A 17,427-nucleotide genomic window follows, 5' to 3' on the forward strand; every position below is an offset into this window, starting at 1 on the left:
ACCGATATGGCACGTACACTGAAATTTAAAATCTATCGCTACGATCCGGACAAGGACGCCAAGCCTTACATGCAAGACTTGACCGTCGAGTTGCAAGACACTGACAAGATGTTGCTGGATGCCTTGCAACGCATCAAGTCTGATGTCGATGATTCTCTGGCGCTGCGCCGCTCATGCCGCGAAGGCGTGTGTGGTTCTGATGCAATGAACATCAACGGCAAGAATGGTCTGGCTTGTACTACCAACCTGAATGAATTGACTGAGCCTATCATCTTGCGCCCTTTGCCAGGCTTGCCTGTCATTCGCGACTTGATCGTGGATATGACGCAATTCTTCAAGCAATACAATTCGATCAAGCCTTACCTGATGAATGATTCCATTCCTCCGGAAAAAGAACGCCTGCAGTCGCCTGCTGAGCGTGAAGAGCTTGATGGTCTGTATGAGTGCATTCTGTGCGCATGCTGCTCGACTTCATGCCCATCTTTCTGGTGGAATCCTGATAAATTCGTCGGTCCGGCAGGTTTGTTGCAGGCTTATCGCTTTATCGCCGATTCACGTGATCAGGCAACTGGCGAGCGTCTTGACAATCTGGAAGATCCGTATCGTCTGTTCCGTTGCCACACAATCATGAATTGCGTGGATGTCTGTCCTAAAGGTCTGAATCCTACCCGTGCTATCGGTAAGATTAAAGAACTCATGGTCCGTCGCGCGGTCTAAGTTGTTGTTCGTCAGCGATGCTCCTCAGGGGTATCGCTGCTATTTCATGCGGTTTTCCAGGCGAGCTGAGAGCCGCATGAAATAGTCAGTATGGAAGAGAATTAATTATGTCTGAGTCACAAGCTATATCCCATCAAAGCGACCCGATAAAGCGGGCAAGGCTGCGATGGCGGGCAAGGCGCGGTTTGCTGGAAAACGATCTGATCTTGACACGTTTTCTTGACGCCAATGAAGAATCCCTGACAGATGAGGAAGTGGATGCCTTCAGCCGCCTGATGGAGTTGCCGGACAATACATTAATGGATCTGATCATGGCCAAGACAAAACCGGAAGCCGAAGTCGATCTGCCTCATGTACATGCATTATTGCTACGTCTGCAAACGGCGTAAGTCAATTTGATTTTTTGTGTTTTTTTGATTAACGACTCACCTCTTATCTGAAGGAAGAGCCATGACAAATTCTGAAACAAAAGCCACCCTATCATTCTCCGATGGCTCACCAGCCCTGGAAATGCCGATTTACAAGGGCTCTATTGGTCCCGATGTCATTGACATCCGTAAATTGTATGGTTCTACCGGCATGTTCACCTATGACCCAGGTTTCATGTCCACGGCAGCCTGTAATTCTTCCATTACTTACATCGATGGCGACAAAGGTGAGCTGCTGTACCGCGGCTATCCTATCGAACAACTGGCAGTCAATGGCGGCGATTTTCTTGAAACCTGCTACCTGTTGCTCAATGGCGAGCTGCCAAACGCAGATCAAAAGAAAGAATTTGTAGCGACTGTCACCAATCACACCATGGTGCATGAGCAGATGCAATTCTTTTTCCGTGGTTTCCGTCGCGATGCACATCCTATGTCGGTATTGGTCGGTACAGTTGGTGCACTGGCATCCTTCTACCATGATTCGCTGGATATCAATGATCCACATCACCGCGAAGTGTCAGCTATCCGCCTGATCGCCAAAATGCCTACACTGGTAGCGATGGCCTATAAATATTCTATCGGCCAGCCTTTCGTGTATCCACGTAATGACTTGTCGTATAGCGCGAACTTCATGCACATGATGTTCTCTACGCCATGCGAGCCATACAAAACCAATGAAGTGCTGGTGCGCGCCCTTGATCGTATCCTGATCCTGCACGCAGATCACGAGCAAAATGCTTCTACATCGACAGTGCGTCTGGCGGGTTCTTCTGGTGCCAATCCATTTGCCTGTATCGCTGCTGGTATCGCTTGCCTGTGGGGGCCTGCTCACGGTGGCGCGAATGAAGCCGCATTGAGCATGCTGGAAGAAATCGGCAGCGTCGATAATATTCCTGAGTTCATCGCTCAAGTCAAAGACAAAAACTCTGGCGTCAAACTGATGGGTTTTGGTCACCGTGTTTACAAAAACTATGACCCACGTGCCAAACTGATGCGTGAAACTTGCTATGAAGTGCTGCAAGAACTGGGTCTGCAAGATGATCCACTGTTCAAGCTGGCCATGGCTCTGGAAAAAATCGCGCTGGAAGACGAATACTTCGTCAGCCGCAAACTGTATCCTAACGTCGATTTCTACTCTGGTATCGTACAACGTGCACTGGGCATCCCAACTGCATTGTTCACCGGTATTTTTGCCCTGGCGCGTACAGTAGGCTGGATCGCTCAGTGGAAAGAAATGATTTCCGATCCAGAACAAAAAATCGGCCGTCCACGTCAATTGTTTGTTGGTTCACCTAAGCGTGATGTGCCAGCTATCGATAAGCGTTGATTTGAAGCGATAATTCGAAGCGCTAACTCAAAACGGGCATTTAAACGTTAATTTTTAGCTATTGTATTTTGTTGTAAAAAGCGAGTCTTTACGACTCGCTTTTTTTTTCTTCAGTAATTATGCTATGCTTCGCCACGAAAGTGATTTTTAGAAATAACTTTCGCGATTTAATCAAAAAACATATTTAAATGACATGATTTTTGATTTGGTCACGAGGATAGATTGAATTAAGCCCTTCCCCACAACTTGATGTGCAATCCGCTAACCGGTCAGGCCGTGTCGCGGAAGGTTAGATTAACCCGCTAATCTCGCGAAACGCGAAGAAAGGTGAGCAAGATGATGCAACAATATAACGCTAACTCGTACTTGTTCGGCGGCAATGCGCCGTATGTAGAAGAACTGTATGAAGCGTACCTGAATAATCCCGGTTCTGTTCCTGATAATTGGCGCGCGTATTTCGACGCCATGCAAAACGTGCCTGCCGTCGACGGCTCTTCCAAGCCAGACGTTGCCCACGCACCTGTTATTGCATCGTTTGCCGAACGTGCAAAACAAGGCCCGATACGCACAGTCAATGCGACTGCTGATGCTGAGATGGGACGCAAACGCGTCGCCGCCCAGCAACTGATCGCTGCCTATCGCTTCCTTGGTAGCCACTGGGCCAATCTGGACCCGCTGCAACGCCAGGAACGTCCAAGCATTCCAGAACTGGAACCAAGTTTCTATGGTTTTACCGATGCCGATATGGACATACAGTTCAATATCAGCAATACCTATTTCGGGCCAGAAACTGCATCGTTGCGCGACCTGCTGAATGCCCTGCGTGATACTTATTGCCGTTCCATCGGCGCTGAGTTCATGTACATCAGTGACCCTACAGAAAAACGCTGGTTGCAACAAAAGCTGGAAGCGATACGCTCCACACCATCTTTCTCTCCTGAAAAGAAAAAACACATTCTTGACCGCCTGACTGCGGCTGAAGGCCTGGAACGCTATCTGCATACCAAATATGTTGGTCAGAAGCGCTTCTCCCTCGAAGGCGGCGAAAGCTTTATCGCTTCCATGGATGAGACTATCCAGCGCGCCGGTGAGCGCGGTGTAGAAGAAATCGTTATCGGTATGGCCCACCGCGGCCGTCTGAACGTACTGGTCAACACCCTGGGCAAAATGCCTCAGGATCTGTTTGCTGAATTTGAAGGCAAACACGGTGACGACTTGCCAGCTGGCGACGTTAAATACCACCAAGGCTTCTCGTCTGATATCTCTACTCCAGGCGGCCCGGTTCACTTGTCCCTGGCGTTTAATCCTTCTCATCTGGAAATCGTTAATCCAGTGGTTGAAGGCTCTGTCAAAGCGCGTATGGATCGTCGCGGCGACAAAGATGGCTCACAAGTCTTGCCTATCCTGGTACACGGCGATGCCGCATTTGCAGGGCAGGGCGTAGTCATGGAAACCCTGAACCTGGCGCAGACACGCGGCTATGGTACAGGTGGTACTGTGCATATCGTCATCAATAACCAGATCGGTTTTACGACTTCTGATCCACGCGATTCACGTTCTACGCTGTATTGTTCCGACGTTGTCAAAATGATCGAAGCACCGGTATTGCACGTCAATGCAGATGATCCTGAAGCCGTTGTCCTGGCGACTCAAATCGCTCTGGACTACCGTATGGAATTCAAGAAAGATGTCGTCGTTGATATCATTTGCTACCGTAAATTGGGCCATAACGAGCAAGATACTCCTGCACTGACCCAGCCTTTGATGTACAAGAAAATTGGTCAGCATCCTGGTACACGCCGTATGTATGCAGACAAATTGTCTGCTCAAGGTACTATCCCTGCGGATGGTGGCGATCAAATGGTCAAGGCTTACCGTGATGCCATGGATGCAGGCAAGCACACGCATGATCCGGTTATCTCCAATTTCAAAAACAAATATGCTGTTGACTGGATTCCTTTCCTCAACCGTAAATGGACGGATGCAGCTGACACAGCAGTGCCATCCACAGAATTGAAGCGCCTGGCAGAACGTATCACTGTCGTGCCGGAAGGCTTCAAACCACATAGCCTGGTAGAAAAAGTACTGGGTGACCGTGCAGCCATGGGTCGTGGCGACATGAACCTGGACTGGGGCATGGGCGAACATCTGGCCTACGCATCTCTGGTTTCTTCCGGTTATGCCATCCGTTTAACGGGTCAGGATGCAGGTCGCGGTACTTTCGTTCACCGCCACGCTGTTTTGCATGATCAAAACCGTGAACGCTGGGATGCGGGTACGTACATCCCTCTGCAAAATATTTCTGACAAACAGGCACCATTCACTGTCATTGATTCCGTGTTGTCTGAAGAAGCGGTATTGGGCTTTGAATATGGTTACTCCACAGCAGAACCAAATACCCTAACTATCTGGGAAGCGCAATTCGGCGATTTCGCCAATGGCGCCCAGGTTGTTATCGATCAGTTCATCAGCTCTGGTGAAGTGAAATGGGGTCGTGCATCTGGTCTGGTCATGATGCTGCCGCACGGTTATGAAGGTCAGGGGCCTGAGCATTCATCTGCTCGCCCAGAACGCTTCCTGCAATTGTGCGCTGACAATAATATGCAAGTAGTGCAGCCCACTTCTGCGTCCCAGATTTTCCATCTGTTGCGTCGTCAGATGATACGCATGTTCCGCAAGCCTCTGGTCATCATGACACCGAAGTCCCTGTTGCGTAACAAGGATGCAGGTTCACCTTTGTCCGACCTGGCCAAAGGCAGCTTCCAGACAGTCATCGGTGAAGTTGACGAGAAGATTGATGCGAAGAAGGTCAAGCGCGTTATCGCTTGCTCCGGCAAAGTGTATTACGACCTGGTCAATGCCCGTAAAGAACGCGGTCAGTCTGATACGGCAATTGTCCGTGTTGAACAACTGTATCCTTTCCCGCATAAGAGTTTTGTTGCTGAACTGAAAAAATTCCCGAATATGGCGGAATTGGTCTGGGCACAAGATGAGCCGCAAAATCAGGGACCATGGTTCCAGATCCAGCACAATATTTTTGAAAGCCTGGAAGAAGGTCAAAAACTTGCTTATGCAGGTCGTCCAGCCAGTGCATCGCCAGCTGTCGGTTACTATGACAAGCACTATGCACAACAAAAAGCATTGCTGGAGACGGCATTTTCCAAACTCAAAGGCTTTGTCCTGACCAAATAATGACGCGATGCGACATCAGAAGCTGATGTCGCATTTGGCTACCCGAATCGGAGAGTAAAAAATGGCAATTATCGAAGTAAAAGTTCCTCAGTTATCTGAGTCCGTCGCAGAAGCAACCCTGTTGTCCTGGCATAAAAAAGTTGGCCAGGAAGTAGGCCGCGACGAAAACCTGATCGACGTCGAAACAGACAAAGTCGTGCTGGAATTGCCAGCGCCTGACGCTGGTGTGATCACGCAAATCATCAAGGGCGATGGCAGCAGTGTTGTTGCCGGCGAAATCATTGCGATTATTGATACTGATGCATCCGCAAAAGTAAGCCCTATGGAAGTATCTGCTGCGCCTGTAGCAGTTGCCGCTGCCACATCTGCACCTGCTGATGCAAAGTCTTCTGCCGGCGTAGCGATGCCAGCAGCAGCAAAAATCCTGTCAGAAAACAACCTGACTGCAGCACAAGTAGATGGTTCCGGCAAAGATGGTCGTGTTACCAAAGGTGATGCTCTGGCAGCAGTAGCCGCCAAACCTGCTGCAGCACCAGTAGTTGCTCCTTTGGCTGCTCCCGCAGCTGGCAAACCAGCCCTGCAACAAGTCGCTGCTCCAACTATCGCCAGCCTGGGTGACCGTCCGGAAGAACGCGTACCGATGAGCCGTTTGCGTGCACGTATCGCTGAACGTCTGGTGCAATCGCAATCCACCAACGCGATTCTGACTACCTTCAATGAAGTGAACATGGCACCTGTCATGGACTTGCGTAACAAGTACAAAGACAAGTTTGAAAAAGAACACGGCGTGAAACTGGGTTTCATGTCTTTCTTCGTCAAAGCTGCTGTTGCTGCATTGAAAAAATACCCTATCATCAACGCCTCTGTCGATGGTAACGATATCGTTTATCACGGTTACTTCGACATCGGTATCGCTGTTGGTTCCCCGCGCGGCCTGGTAGTACCTATCCTGCGCAACGCGGACCAAATGACGATTGCTGAAATCGAAAAGAAAATCGGCGAATTCGGTGCCAAGGCAAAAGACGGCAAACTGACACTGGACGATTTGTCTGGCGGTACGTTCTCTATCTCGAATGGCGGTACTTTCGGTTCCATGTTATCTACACCTATCATCAACCCACCACAATCCGCAATTTTGGGCGTACATGCGACCAAGGACCGTGCTGTAGTTGAAAATGGTCAGATCGTGATCCGTCCTATGAATTACCTGGCTATGTCTTATGATCATCGTATCATTGACGGTCGTGAAGCAGTTCTGGGTCTGGTGGCAATGAAAGACGCGCTGGAAGATCCAGCCCGCCTGTTGCTCGATCTGTAATTCAGGTTCAAAGCGCAAAGCGAGAATCATTCCGTGAATATCGCTGACGAAATCAAACGTCTGCATGAACTGCATCAGGCAGGAGCCCTGTCTGATGCAGAGTTTGCACAAGCCAAAGCCAGATTGCTGGCGACAGGCGACACTTCCACATCCGGTCATTACCAAAATCAGGGTTTTAATCATCTGAACCAGTTCCGCCGGTCAAAAAATGACCAGTGGCTGGGTGGTATTTGTGGCGGTCTGGGCCAATTTACCGGACTGGATTCGTGGATATGGCGTTTGATGTTTGTTTTTTTCAGTCTTTACTTTGGTGCTGGCGTAGTGGCTTATCTGCTGGCCTGGATATTCATCCCTGAAGAGAGCTGAAAGCTACAAGGCGAAGAATGGACTTCTCGACTGGTTTCAGCGCTAAATTCATCTATATAAAATCAGGATATTTTCATGAGCAAACAATTTGACGTCGTCGTTATCGGTGGTGGCCCTGGTGGCTACATTGCTGCAATCCGCGCTGCCCAACTGGGATTTTCTACTGCGTGTATCGATGCATGGACCAATGAAAAAGGTGGCCCGGCTCCAGGTGGTACTTGCACCAACGTAGGTTGCATCCCATCCAAGGCACTGTTGCAGTCTTCCGAGCACTATGAGCATGCTGGCCATGCTTTCGCTGACCACGGTATCAATGTACAAGGCCTTGGCCTGGACGTTGCCAAAATGCTGGGTCGCAAGAACACTATCGTCAAGCAAAACAATGACGGTATTCTGTTCCTGTTTAAAAAGAATAAAGTGACTTTCTTCCACGGCCATGGTTCGTTTGTTAAAGGCGATGCAGGTGCTTATGAAATCAAGGTTGCTGGCAAAACTGAAGAAACTATCACAGGCAAACACATCATCGTGGCGACTGGCTCGAATGCACGTGCGTTGCCTGGTGCTGCATTTGATGAAACGACTATCCTGTCGAACGATGGTGCATTGAAGATCGCTGAAGTACCGAAAAAACTCGGTGTGATTGGCGCTGGCGTCATCGGTCTGGAAATGGGTAGCGTCTGGCGTCGTCTGGGCGCTGAAGTGACAGTGCTCGAAGCATTGCCAACTTTCCTCGGCGCTGTGGATGAACAAATCGCTAAAGAAGCGCACAAACTGTTCCTCAAACAAGGCTTGTCCATCAATCTGGGCGTCAAGATAGGCGAAATTGTCAATGGCGGTAGCGATGTGACTGTCAACTACACTGACGACAAGGGCGCTGAGCACAAGGCAGTGTTCGACAAACTGATCATCTCTATTGGCCGTACACCTAACACCAATGGCTTGAATGCAGAAGCTGTTGGCCTGCAACTCGATGAACGTGGTTTCATCGCGGTTGATGGTGATTGCAAAACCAATCTGGTGAATGTCTGGGCAGTGGGTGACGTGGTACGTGGCCCTATGCTGGCGCACAAGGCAGAAGAAGAAGGCGTTGCCGTGGCAGAGCGTATCGCTGGTCAGCATGGTCATGTGAACTTCAATACCATTCCTTGGGTAATCTACACATCCCCAGAAATTGCATGGGTCGGTCGTACCGAGCAACAATTGAAGGCAGATGGCGTGGCTTACAAAGCGGGTACTTTCCCGTTTATGGCGAATGGCCGTGCCCGTGCGCTGGGTGATACTTCAGGTATGGTCAAGTTCCTGGCAGATGCCACGACAGATGAAATCCTGGGCGTGCACATCGTTGGTCCTATGGCATCTGAATTGATTTCCGAAGCCGTAGTGGCGATGGAATTCAAGGCATCTGCAGAAGACATCGCCCGTATTTGTCATGCACATCCATCTCTGTCTGAAGCAACGAAAGAAGCAGCATTGGCAGTCGATAAGCGCTCATTGAATTTCTGATTCAAGTCGCTTGTTTGAAACTTGGGCGTAAATTCGCGCCCGCATTGGCAGCGCACTCTGTCCTCAGTTTGGTTGGGGTAGGGTGCGTCGCTTTTTACCCGCTTGCCATGCGCAGGCAAGCTAGCAAAGATAGTATCCCTCGCCCATGAATGTCATAGAGTATTATCAGGATGCCTTGAGTCAACGCGGTTTTCAGGCCGATGAGGCACAAGAACGTGCAGTCGATCGCTTGCAGACAGCCTATGAAGAATGGGTTGAGTACAAGGGCAAGCGTGCGAATAAATTTACCCGTCTGATCACCCGTCCTGAAGTGCCTCGTGGCGTTTATATGTGGGGTGGAGTCGGGCGCGGCAAATCATTTTTGATGGACAGTTTTTATTCAGTTGTGCCAGTGGTGCGCAAAACCCGCTTGCACTTTCACGAATTCATGCGTGCCGTACACCGGCAGCTGGACGAACTCAAAGGCGTGGCAGATCCGCTTGATGAAGTGGCACGCAGAATCGCCAAAAAATATCGTCTGATTTGCTTTGATGAATTTCATGTGTCCGACGTGGCAGACGCGATGTTGTTGTATAACTTGCTCAATGCCCTGTTTGAAAATGGTGTGTCCTTCGTCATGACATCGAATTACCAGCCTGATACTTTGTATCCAGATGGCCTGCATCGCGACCGCATGTTACCAACGATTGCCTTGCTCAAAGAAAAACTCGATATCCTGAATGTAGATTCCGGCAATGATTACCGCAAGCGTGCGATGGAACAAGTGCAGGCTTACCTGACACCATTGAATGCCACCACGGACAAGACCTTGCGCGACATTTTTGCCCGCGTTGCAGAAACCAGTGATGAGGACCCGCAAGTTGATATCGAGGGACGCAAACTCAAATCCTTGCGACGTGCAGGCAGTGTGATCTGGTTTGATTTTGCTACTTTATGTGGCGGCCCACGCTCACAAAATGATTATCTTGAAATCGCCAGTCGTTTTCATACCGTCGTTTTGTCGTCGATACCGCGCATGTCGGCTGCCATGTCTTCCGAGGCCAGGCGTTTCACCTGGCTCATAGACGTGTTTTACGATAACAAAGTGAAACTAATTATGTCGGCAGAAGTGCCACCAGAGGAACTTTATACCAATGGTACCTTGTCTAATGAGTTTCACAGAACAGTGTCACGCATCATAGAAATGCAATCAAAAGAATACATGGATGCTGACCAACGCCAACTTGCGGAGAATATTGCCTGATGAATCGTTTATTGCCTGTAATCCTTGCATTGCTTGCGCAAATGATATTTGCCTCGCATGCGCTGGCAACACCCGGCAGCACCGAGCTGACGCAGATTGCGAATCTTTCTGCCAGCCTTGATCAAAAATATGCGGCAGGTAGTATCAGCAGTGCAGAACAGGCCGAGCTTGCCCTGCAAGAAAGTAACGCAGTACAACTGCGTTTGCAAAGCTGGTACGAACAGTCTGAGCGTGCTTGTCACGATACATTTTTTGTCAATGATTGCCTTAGCGACGTTAAACAAAAGCGCCGTCTATACATCGTTGCCCTGCAAAGAATTTCCCTGGAAGCCAAAGCCTTGCAGCGTAAGCTCCATATAGAACAGCTTGACAGAGAATTGGCACAACGTCAGGCCAAGCCCTGACTGCTGAGAGATTTGTAACTGGCTGTAAGTCTTTTCCCTTATCAAATGCCGCTATTTGAAGGCGTGTCCCGGGCTTTCAGTTGCTGAGACCGGGGTAGCACTGCTGGCGCAATGCCAGCTAGTGATAGCAGTCTGTTGCCTGCGGCATGATTTGAGTATGGAATCCCATCCCACACTGCGATATAAGTATTGCAAGTCTCTAAAAATTTCCTTACAGTCTGGCGTTAGCCGCATTGGCATACTGTAATCCAAGGAAATGATATATGTGGTTTGTGGGCGCAATTATCGGCTTTATTCTGGGCGTGGCGACCGGTTCTGGTGCTGCCATGTTCTTTTTTGCTTTGACCGGCGGTTTTGTTGGATATCTGATCGCTAGTTCGCGCAAGACTAATACCGATGCCAAGACGGTGGCGAATAAACCGGTACACCAGCCTGCGCAAAGCAAACCTGTCGATGTAATGGCAGAGATGCGCCAGAAAATCTTCTCACTTGAACACCGGCTGCAAACGCTGGAACGTGAAATGGCCGAGCTCAAAGCTGGTGGCGTGATCATTAAGAATGTCGCAGCACAGCCAGAACCGGTAAGCCAGCCAGCTGCAGAAGAAAAAACAGTGGCAGAACCCCAGGTAGCTCTTGCTGCGGCAAAAGCAGCCGACGCCAGTACTAGCGTAGCTGTGCCGCTGACAACGGCATTTGGATCACAGGCTGACGCTGTTACTGCTGGCGCGCAAGAAAATGCGCAGCCACCAGCGCTGGATCTGGAGATGCAGCCTTTGGAAGAAGCGACTCTTGCCAGAGAAATTCCCGCAATCGTTGCAGAACAAGTCACTCCAATGACAGCAGTGCAGACGGCAGAACCTTTGGCATCTGTAGCAGCTACAGCAGCTACGGCAATTGAATCGCCAACAGTAAGTCCCGCCATCGTAAAACCGCCGGTTGCCAAGCGCCCACCACCACCACCTCCAAAAACGTTGAGAGAAAGCGTGCCTGCGCCGCTGGCGAAACTGATTTTTGGTGGCAATGCGCTGGTCAAAGTCGGTGTCCTGATCTTGTTCCTGGGCCTGGCATTTTTGCTGCGCTATACCGCAGAGCGGGTCACGGTGCCAGTGGAACTGCGTTACGCAGGTGTGGCTCTGTCTGGCGTGGTCTTGCTGGCACTTGGCTGGTTCTTGCGCAGCAAGCGCCGCGACTATGCCTTGATATTGCAAGGCATGGCGATAGGGGTGTTTTACCTGACCACACTGTCAGCAATGAAATTGCATGCGCTGATCTCTCCTGATGTTGGCTTTGGCTTCCTGTTCCTGGTGTCTGTTCTCAGCGCCATATTGGCGGTCTTGCAAAATGCGCCTGTGCTGGCCATTGTTGCCGCAATTGAAGGTTTTGCTACCCCTGTTTTGATTTCCACCGGTGAAAACCGTCCGCTCGGTTTGTTCACATACATGGCCGTGCTTGATATAGGTATCTTCGTGGTTGCCTGGTTTAATGCCTGGCGTGTGCTGAACCTGATCGGTTTTGTCGGTACTTTTACCTTGGCGTTGGGCTGGGCAGAACAAAACTATACCGATAGCCAGTACGGCATAGTCCAGCCTTTCCTGATTTTCTTCTTTGTCCTGTTTGCCCTGATAGGCTTGCTGTTCGCCCGCCGCACCCTGAAAGAAGCGGAAGTACAGGAAGGTCCTTTAGATACTCTGAAGCGGGTAGGGCGGGTTGATAGTGCCCTGGTATTTGGCAATCCCATCACCGCCTTTGGCATGCAATACATGCTGGTCAAACATACCGAGTTTGGTGCAGCCTTTTCAGCACTGGCAGTCGGTTTCTTTTACCTGCTGCTGGCCAGGTTTGTATTTTCCAGAGCCAGGCAAGGTCTTGCATTGCTGGCAGAGGCCTATGTCATCGTGGCTGCCATCTTTGCCACGCTGGCAATACCATTGGGACTGGAAGGCGCATGGACAGGTGCAGCCTGGGCCATAGAGGGTGCAGGCATGTACTGGTTGGGTATACGGCAGCAGCGTCCTTATGCACGCGGTTTTGCCTATGTTGTCATGGTCGGGGCAGCGTACAAGCTCTTGCATGGTATCTACGTCAATCCCGAGGCAACGGGGCCATTGTTGCAGGGTGGTTTGCTGGGCCCGGTATTGCTGGCAATTAGCTGCTTTGTGGTCTGGAATCTGCATAGAAAAGCCAGGCCAGAGAATATTGCAAGCTGGGAAGCCATGCCAAATGCAGCCTTGCCATGGCTGGGTACTGCGTCACTGGCTTTATTGCCCTGGATGTTTCTGGTTCCACAGTTTGCAGCTGCGGCGATGGCTGTCATGGCCTTGCTGGTATCGGCCATTGCCCGTCGTTATGTGTTGAAGGCTTTTGAACATATTTCTGCCACTTTGCAGGCGGCCGCGCTGGCGTCTTTCATGTTGACCCTGCATGTTGCCGCTAATGGCAATGCTGCGCTGGAAGATGGCTGGAAAGGTGGCCTGGCTGCCCTGATCATTGCTGGCAGCATATTGTTCAGTGCCGGGCGCTCCATGGTGGCTGCCAAGCGGGCTGCACAAGCGCAATCCTTGCCGCCGGCCTGGCCAATCTGGAACCAGGTGGCCATTGTCAGTGGCAGCGCACTGTTACATCTGGCCATGCTGTTTGCCATCAACCTGACGCAGGCATCATTGATCTGGCCTTTAACTGCCTGCCTCTTACTATGGGTCGGTTTGCGCATGTCGCATGGTGCGCTGGCAGGTTTCTCTGCTGCTTTGCAAGTCATTGCGGCTGGTTTGTGTCTGGTGGAGCCTGGCAAATACCAGGGCACGGTATTTGCGCATCTGGGCTTTTTGGTACCTTTGTCGCTGGCTGTGTCTGCATGGCTCAGTGCTGATCTGATCCGGGCTGAAGCTGCCAGAATGCGTGCCGTGTTGCTGGACTTGAGTGGGTTTGGTCATGCTGCAAAACCGGATGAGGTCAATACTTCAGGGCAAAAATTGCCATCGGTTTGGCTCAATCCCTGGTGCAATAGCAAGCTGGCGCTTGGTTTGCCAGTTGTCTGGGGGCTGGCATGGTGGTTGAGTGCCTGGTTCCCTGAAAGTCTGGAAGCCCTGGTGCGCACAGATCACCGCAATTATTCTTCGACCGTTGCTATCGTGATAGGTCTGCTCAGTTCTGTCCTGATGGCGACTCTGGCAGGCTGGCGTCAATGGCCGCAAATGGGTTTTGCCACTATCGTCACTATGCCCTTGCTGATTTTTGCTGGTTTGATAGGTATGGTCGGTGCGGATGGGTCTTATTTGCCATCGGCAAATCTGGGCTGGCTGGCCTGGCCCCTCGCACTGGCCTGGCATTTGCAGCTACTGAAGAAGCAGCAAAACTGGATGGCTGCTTCTTCGCCACTCTTGAGCCTGACGCATATCGCCGGTTTCTGGTTCTTCCTGTTGCTGGCAGCCCGCGAAGGACAGGCGCGTCTTGCGCCACTGGCTGACACCTGGTCAAGCTGGCCATTGCTGGGTTGGGTGCTGGTGCCTGCGCTGGTCTTCTGGTTCATTGGCGCCAAACCGCTGGCAGTCAGATGGCCGCTTAATTCTTACCGTAAAGCCTATATAGAGCAGGCATGCGCGCCCGTTGCCCTGTATTTGCTGGCATGGTGTTGGTTGACCAATGCCTTCAGCGCGGGCGATGCCAGCCCCTTGCCTTATCTGCCTTTCCTGAATCCGCTGGAATTGGGGCAATGGCTGGTGCTGGCGTCCTTGTTGCACTGGTGGCGCGCTTTACCTGTGGCTGCGCTCAAAACAGACACCAGACATGCTGCGACAGCATTAGTAGCCGCTACAGCCCTGGCTTTGTTGACCGGCATGGTCTTGCGCAGTTGCCACCATTTTGCCGGCGTGCCTTGGGATGCCGATGCCTTGTTTGCTTCGCGCCTGAGTCAGGCTGCCGTTTCCATTACCTGGGCAATTTGCGGCGTGTCTGTCATGTTGTTTGGTAACCGCCGTATGTCACGCAGTATATGGATAGCCGGTGCTGCCTTGCTGGGCGTCGTGGTGTTGAAACTGTTCCTGATAGAACTGGCAGACCGTGGCGGCTTATACCGTATCGTATCTTTTATTGGCGTTGGTATCTTGTTGCTGGTGGTTGGTTACTTTGCACCTGTGCCTGTCAAGCCAAAAGAAATGCAGGCGGCGGCTGCATCCGCGGATGACGAGACACCAGAAGATCAGGAGAAGACGTCATGAGTATCAGCAAGCTGAAAATGAAATTGCAACTGAAGCTCTTGTTGCTGGCTACCTGTGCGATAGCTTCCGCTGTCGTTGCGGCACAGGCGATTACTCCGCAGCTAAAGCATGCAGTCATCTCCAGCACTGGAGCGGGCCCATATTTTCAACTGGATATACCAACCAGTATTTACCCTGGTAGCCTGCATCCTGATCTGCATGATGTGCGCGTGCGTAATGCCGAAGGTGATCTCTTGTCCTTTGCCTGGGCAGACGTAGAAACGGCGACTGCCAAGCTTGAGAGTGCTACGGTCAGTGCGTTTCTTGTAAAAGATATACAAAGCAGCAGTTTCAGCAGCTTCCGGCAAAATGCAGATGGCTCACTGACCGCCTTGTCGCAAGTGAAAATCACCAGGCAAAATCCTGTTCCTGCCTGGATTATTGATGTCAGCAAGATCAAGGGCAAGTTATTGCAAGCCAGGTTCGGTATAGCTGAGCAGGTAGATGGCATGTTCGGCTTCACGCTGGAAAGCAGTAATGACCTGAAAAACTGGCAATCGCTGGGTAGCGAACAATTGGTGCAATTGCGTCATCAGGGTTCCATGTTGCAGAATCTTGGCATCAGGCTACACCATGTCAGTGCGCAGTATTTGCGCCTGCGCTGGAATAATCCTGCAGATGCACCCTGGCTGGACAGCGTTATCATAGACAGCCAGCAAGAAGTCTATACACCATCGGTTTTGCAATGGAGTAAGCCTATTCCTGTGAGGGCTTGTGGTGCAAATTATTGTGATTATTCCATCCCGGACAACACGCCCATAGACAGCCTGCGTTTGCTGGTGAGCGAGCCTAACACCCTGTTACATATCACAGTGCTGGCGCAGGTGACGACGACAACTGCGCCGGTGTCCTCGTATCATCACAGGCATAGTCCGCTATATCCTTTGCATGTCTTGAGAAATCAGAAACGCAATGCTGAAGTACAGGTAGTAGATCAACAAGTCTGGTTGAATGATAGCCTGGTCTATAAAATCAATCTACAGAATGGCGAAGTGAAATCACCTGATTTACTCATGGATGGTGCCAGTTATAAAACTTTGCGCTTGCAAACCGATAGTCCATTCAGCAAGCTGGCCAAAACCCTGCCTGAGATACAGATCGCCAGCTTACCGCGCAGGCTGGTTTTTCTGGCGCGTGGCAAACCGCCTTATCAGCTGGAATGGGGAGTGGAGAACAAAGAGGGAGCTGCAATACCTTTGACAACGCTTATCCCCAAAATGGATTTGAGCAAGCCAGTGCAGGGTGATATTGCCAGTGTAGAAATTGCCGACTATGCCGCACCTCAGGCTGCGGTCAAACCAGCCGCTGAGAAAACTCCTGGCAAAGAACACAAGCCATGGTTGTGGGCGTCATTGGGTATTGGCTTGTTGCTATTGGGCGGGATGGTATGGTCCCTGCTGAAGAATATGTCAGAAGATAAGGCAAAGACCTGAGCACCTGTTTTACAATCTTAGTGTTTTCAGGTCTTTTGACGGTAATTAAATGCTATGCAGGCGCTGCAAGGCGTTTTGCAGGGTAGCATCCTGCTTGGCAAAGCAAAAGCGCACTATGCCGGATTCCTTGCCTTGCTGATAAAAAGCAGAAACCGGGATGGCTGCAACGCCAATTTCAGTCGTCAGCCAGCGTGCAAAGTCCAGCTCCGTCTTGTCGGAAACTGCTGAATAATCAACAGACTGGAAATAAGTGCCAGCACATGGCAGCAAGCGCAAACGTGAATTGGCGAGGCCGGCCCTGAACAGATCACGTTTCTTTTGATAAAAGTCCGATAGGGCCAGATACGGGGCAGGCTTGCTCATATACTGCGCCAGTCCCACCTGCATAGGTGTATTGACGGTAAAGACATTGTATTGATGAACCTTGCGGAATTCTGCCATCAGTGCTGCCGGTGCCGCCACATAACCGACTTTCCAGCCAGTGACATGATAAGTCTTGCCAAAGCTGGAAATGATGAAGCTGCGCTCTGCCAGCTCAGGGTAGCGGGACAGTGATTCGTGGCGCTGTCCATCAAACACCATGTGTTCGTACACTTCGTCTGAGGCGATCAAGACCCTGGTGTCACGCACGATATCGGTCAAGGTAGTGATGTCATCTAAGCTTAATACCGATCCAGTAGGGTTATGCGGTGAATTCAGCATCAGCAAACGGGTCTTGTCCGTAATGCTGGCTTTTACTTTATCCCAGGGGATGGCATAGCCATCTGCACTCAGTTCCATGCTGACAAATACCGGTACGCCACCTGCCAGCTTGATACTGGATACATAGCTGTCATACGCAGGTTCAATGACAATGACTTCATCACCAGCATGTACGCAGGCCAGCAAGATGGTCAAAATACCCTGGGTCGCACCAGCTGTGACGGTGATTTCAGTATTTACATCATAAGCATGCCCATAGATATTTTTGATCTTGGCGGCTATTTGCTCGCGCAACTGCGGCATGCCTGGCATGGGCGGATATTGATTGTAATTATCCGTCATGGCTTGCGCTACCAGGGCAGGCAGAGCAGGGTCGCAGCTAAAGTCAGGGAAGCCCTGACCAAGATTGACCGCTTTGTTCTCTGCTGCCAGGGCAGACATCACTGAAAAGATGGTGGTGCCTACTTCGGGCAATTTAGACTCAGGTACGAAGCGGGCAGTAGTCGTCATCAGCGAAACTCTTCAAAAACTATAAGCCATT

The 17,427-nt window shown here is 50.8% G+C and carries 12 protein-coding genes; 11 read left to right on the forward strand and 1 reads right to left on the reverse strand.

Translation table 11 applies throughout. The features are described 5' to 3' along the window. Window positions 1-6: 6 nt before the first annotated feature. The 11 genes from ACO0LN_RS01800 to ACO0LN_RS01850 all read left to right on the forward strand — a co-directional run bounded on the left by ACO0LN_RS01800 (window position 7) and on the right by ACO0LN_RS01850 (window position 16,184). Complete coding sequence (locus ACO0LN_RS01800; RefSeq protein ID WP_422970677.1) at window positions 7-717, forward strand: succinate dehydrogenase iron-sulfur subunit; 711 nt, start codon at window positions 7-9, stop codon at window positions 715-717. Between the two features lie 107 nt (window positions 718-824). Continuing rightward, a complete protein-coding gene (locus ACO0LN_RS01805) occupies window positions 825-1,106 on the forward strand; it encodes a succinate dehydrogenase assembly factor 2 (RefSeq protein WP_422970678.1) in 282 nt (93 codons plus the stop codon). Between the two features lie 61 nt (window positions 1,107-1,167). Continuing rightward, a complete protein-coding gene (gene gltA / locus ACO0LN_RS01810; protein ID WP_422970679.1) occupies window positions 1,168-2,472 on the forward strand; it encodes a citrate synthase in 1,305 nt (434 codons plus the stop codon). Between the two features lie 336 nt (window positions 2,473-2,808). Next, window positions 2,809-5,664, forward strand: coding sequence for a 2-oxoglutarate dehydrogenase E1 component (locus tag ACO0LN_RS01815; protein ID WP_422970680.1), 2,856 nt, complete (start codon window positions 2,809-2,811; stop codon window positions 5,662-5,664). A 61-nt stretch (window positions 5,665-5,725) separates the two neighbouring features. After that, window positions 5,726-6,982: a 2-oxoglutarate dehydrogenase complex dihydrolipoyllysine-residue succinyltransferase gene (gene odhB / locus ACO0LN_RS01820; protein ID WP_422970681.1), complete on the forward strand. Its 1,257-nt coding sequence runs from the start codon at window positions 5,726-5,728 to the stop codon at window positions 6,980-6,982. Window positions 6,983-7,015: 33 nt separating this feature from the next. Next, entirely contained in the window at window positions 7,016-7,348 is a 333-nt protein-coding gene (locus tag ACO0LN_RS01825; RefSeq protein ID WP_422952688.1) for a PspC domain-containing protein, read from the forward strand. 75 nt (window positions 7,349-7,423) lie between these two features. After that, window positions 7,424-8,851 carry a dihydrolipoyl dehydrogenase gene (gene lpdA, locus ACO0LN_RS01830; protein ID WP_422970682.1) on the forward strand — a complete coding sequence of 476 codons (1,428 nt, stop codon included), beginning with the start codon at window positions 7,424-7,426 and terminating at the stop codon, window positions 8,849-8,851. A 145-nt stretch (window positions 8,852-8,996) separates the two neighbouring features. Further along, entirely contained in the window at window positions 8,997-10,094 is a 1,098-nt protein-coding gene (zapE, locus tag ACO0LN_RS01835) for a cell division protein ZapE (RefSeq protein ID WP_422970683.1), read from the forward strand. After that, a complete protein-coding gene (locus ACO0LN_RS01840; RefSeq protein WP_422970684.1) occupies window positions 10,094-10,498 on the forward strand; it encodes a hypothetical protein in 405 nt (134 codons plus the stop codon). Before zapE ends, ACO0LN_RS01840 begins: the two co-directional genes overlap by 1 nt. 263 nt (window positions 10,499-10,761) lie before the next feature. Further along, entirely contained in the window at window positions 10,762-14,712 is a 3,951-nt protein-coding gene (locus ACO0LN_RS01845) for a DUF2339 domain-containing protein (protein WP_422970685.1), read from the forward strand. Further along, the gene (locus tag ACO0LN_RS01850; RefSeq protein WP_422970686.1) at window positions 14,709-16,184 is read left to right on the forward strand and encodes a DUF3999 family protein; all 1,476 of its coding nucleotides are present in this window, start codon (window positions 14,709-14,711) and stop codon (window positions 16,182-16,184) included. Before ACO0LN_RS01845 ends, ACO0LN_RS01850 begins: the two co-directional genes overlap by 4 nt. A gap of 45 nt (window positions 16,185-16,229) precedes the next feature. On the opposite strand, the gene ACO0LN_RS01855 is transcribed toward ACO0LN_RS01850, so the two are convergent. Further along, entirely contained in the window at window positions 16,230-17,396 is a 1,167-nt protein-coding gene (locus ACO0LN_RS01855) for a pyridoxal phosphate-dependent aminotransferase (RefSeq protein ID WP_422970687.1), read from the reverse strand. Window positions 17,397-17,427 lie beyond the last annotated feature (31 nt).

Source organism: Undibacterium sp. TC9W (genome assembly GCF_049339865.1).
In the GTDB taxonomy this organism is placed as follows: domain Bacteria; phylum Pseudomonadota; class Gammaproteobacteria; order Burkholderiales; family Burkholderiaceae_D; genus Undibacterium.

What these genes read in the sequence shown, in the direction of transcription:
- ACO0LN_RS01800 (WP_422970677.1), top strand. Translation starts at nt 7, where the DNA reads ATGGCACGTACACTGAAATTTAAAATCTATCGCTACGATCCGGACAAG.
- ACO0LN_RS01805 (WP_422970678.1), top strand. Translation starts at nt 825, where the DNA reads ATGTCTGAGTCACAAGCTATATCCCATCAAAGCGACCCGATAAAGCGG.
- gltA (WP_422970679.1), top strand. Translation starts at nt 1,168, where the DNA reads ATGACAAATTCTGAAACAAAAGCCACCCTATCATTCTCCGATGGCTCA.
- ACO0LN_RS01815 (WP_422970680.1), top strand. Translation starts at nt 2,809, where the DNA reads ATGATGCAACAATATAACGCTAACTCGTACTTGTTCGGCGGCAATGCG.
- odhB (WP_422970681.1), top strand. Translation starts at nt 5,726, where the DNA reads ATGGCAATTATCGAAGTAAAAGTTCCTCAGTTATCTGAGTCCGTCGCA.
- lpdA (WP_422970682.1), top strand. Translation starts at nt 7,424, where the DNA reads ATGAGCAAACAATTTGACGTCGTCGTTATCGGTGGTGGCCCTGGTGGC.
- zapE (WP_422970683.1), top strand. Translation starts at nt 8,997, where the DNA reads ATGAATGTCATAGAGTATTATCAGGATGCCTTGAGTCAACGCGGTTTT.
- ACO0LN_RS01840 (WP_422970684.1), top strand. Translation starts at nt 10,094, where the DNA reads ATGAATCGTTTATTGCCTGTAATCCTTGCATTGCTTGCGCAAATGATA.
- ACO0LN_RS01845 (WP_422970685.1), top strand. Translation starts at nt 10,762, where the DNA reads ATGTGGTTTGTGGGCGCAATTATCGGCTTTATTCTGGGCGTGGCGACC.
- ACO0LN_RS01850 (WP_422970686.1), top strand. Translation starts at nt 14,709, where the DNA reads ATGAGTATCAGCAAGCTGAAAATGAAATTGCAACTGAAGCTCTTGTTG.
- ACO0LN_RS01855 (WP_422970687.1), bottom strand. Translation starts at nt 17,396, where the DNA reads ATGACGACTACTGCCCGCTTCGTACCTGAGTCTAAATTGCCCGAAGTA.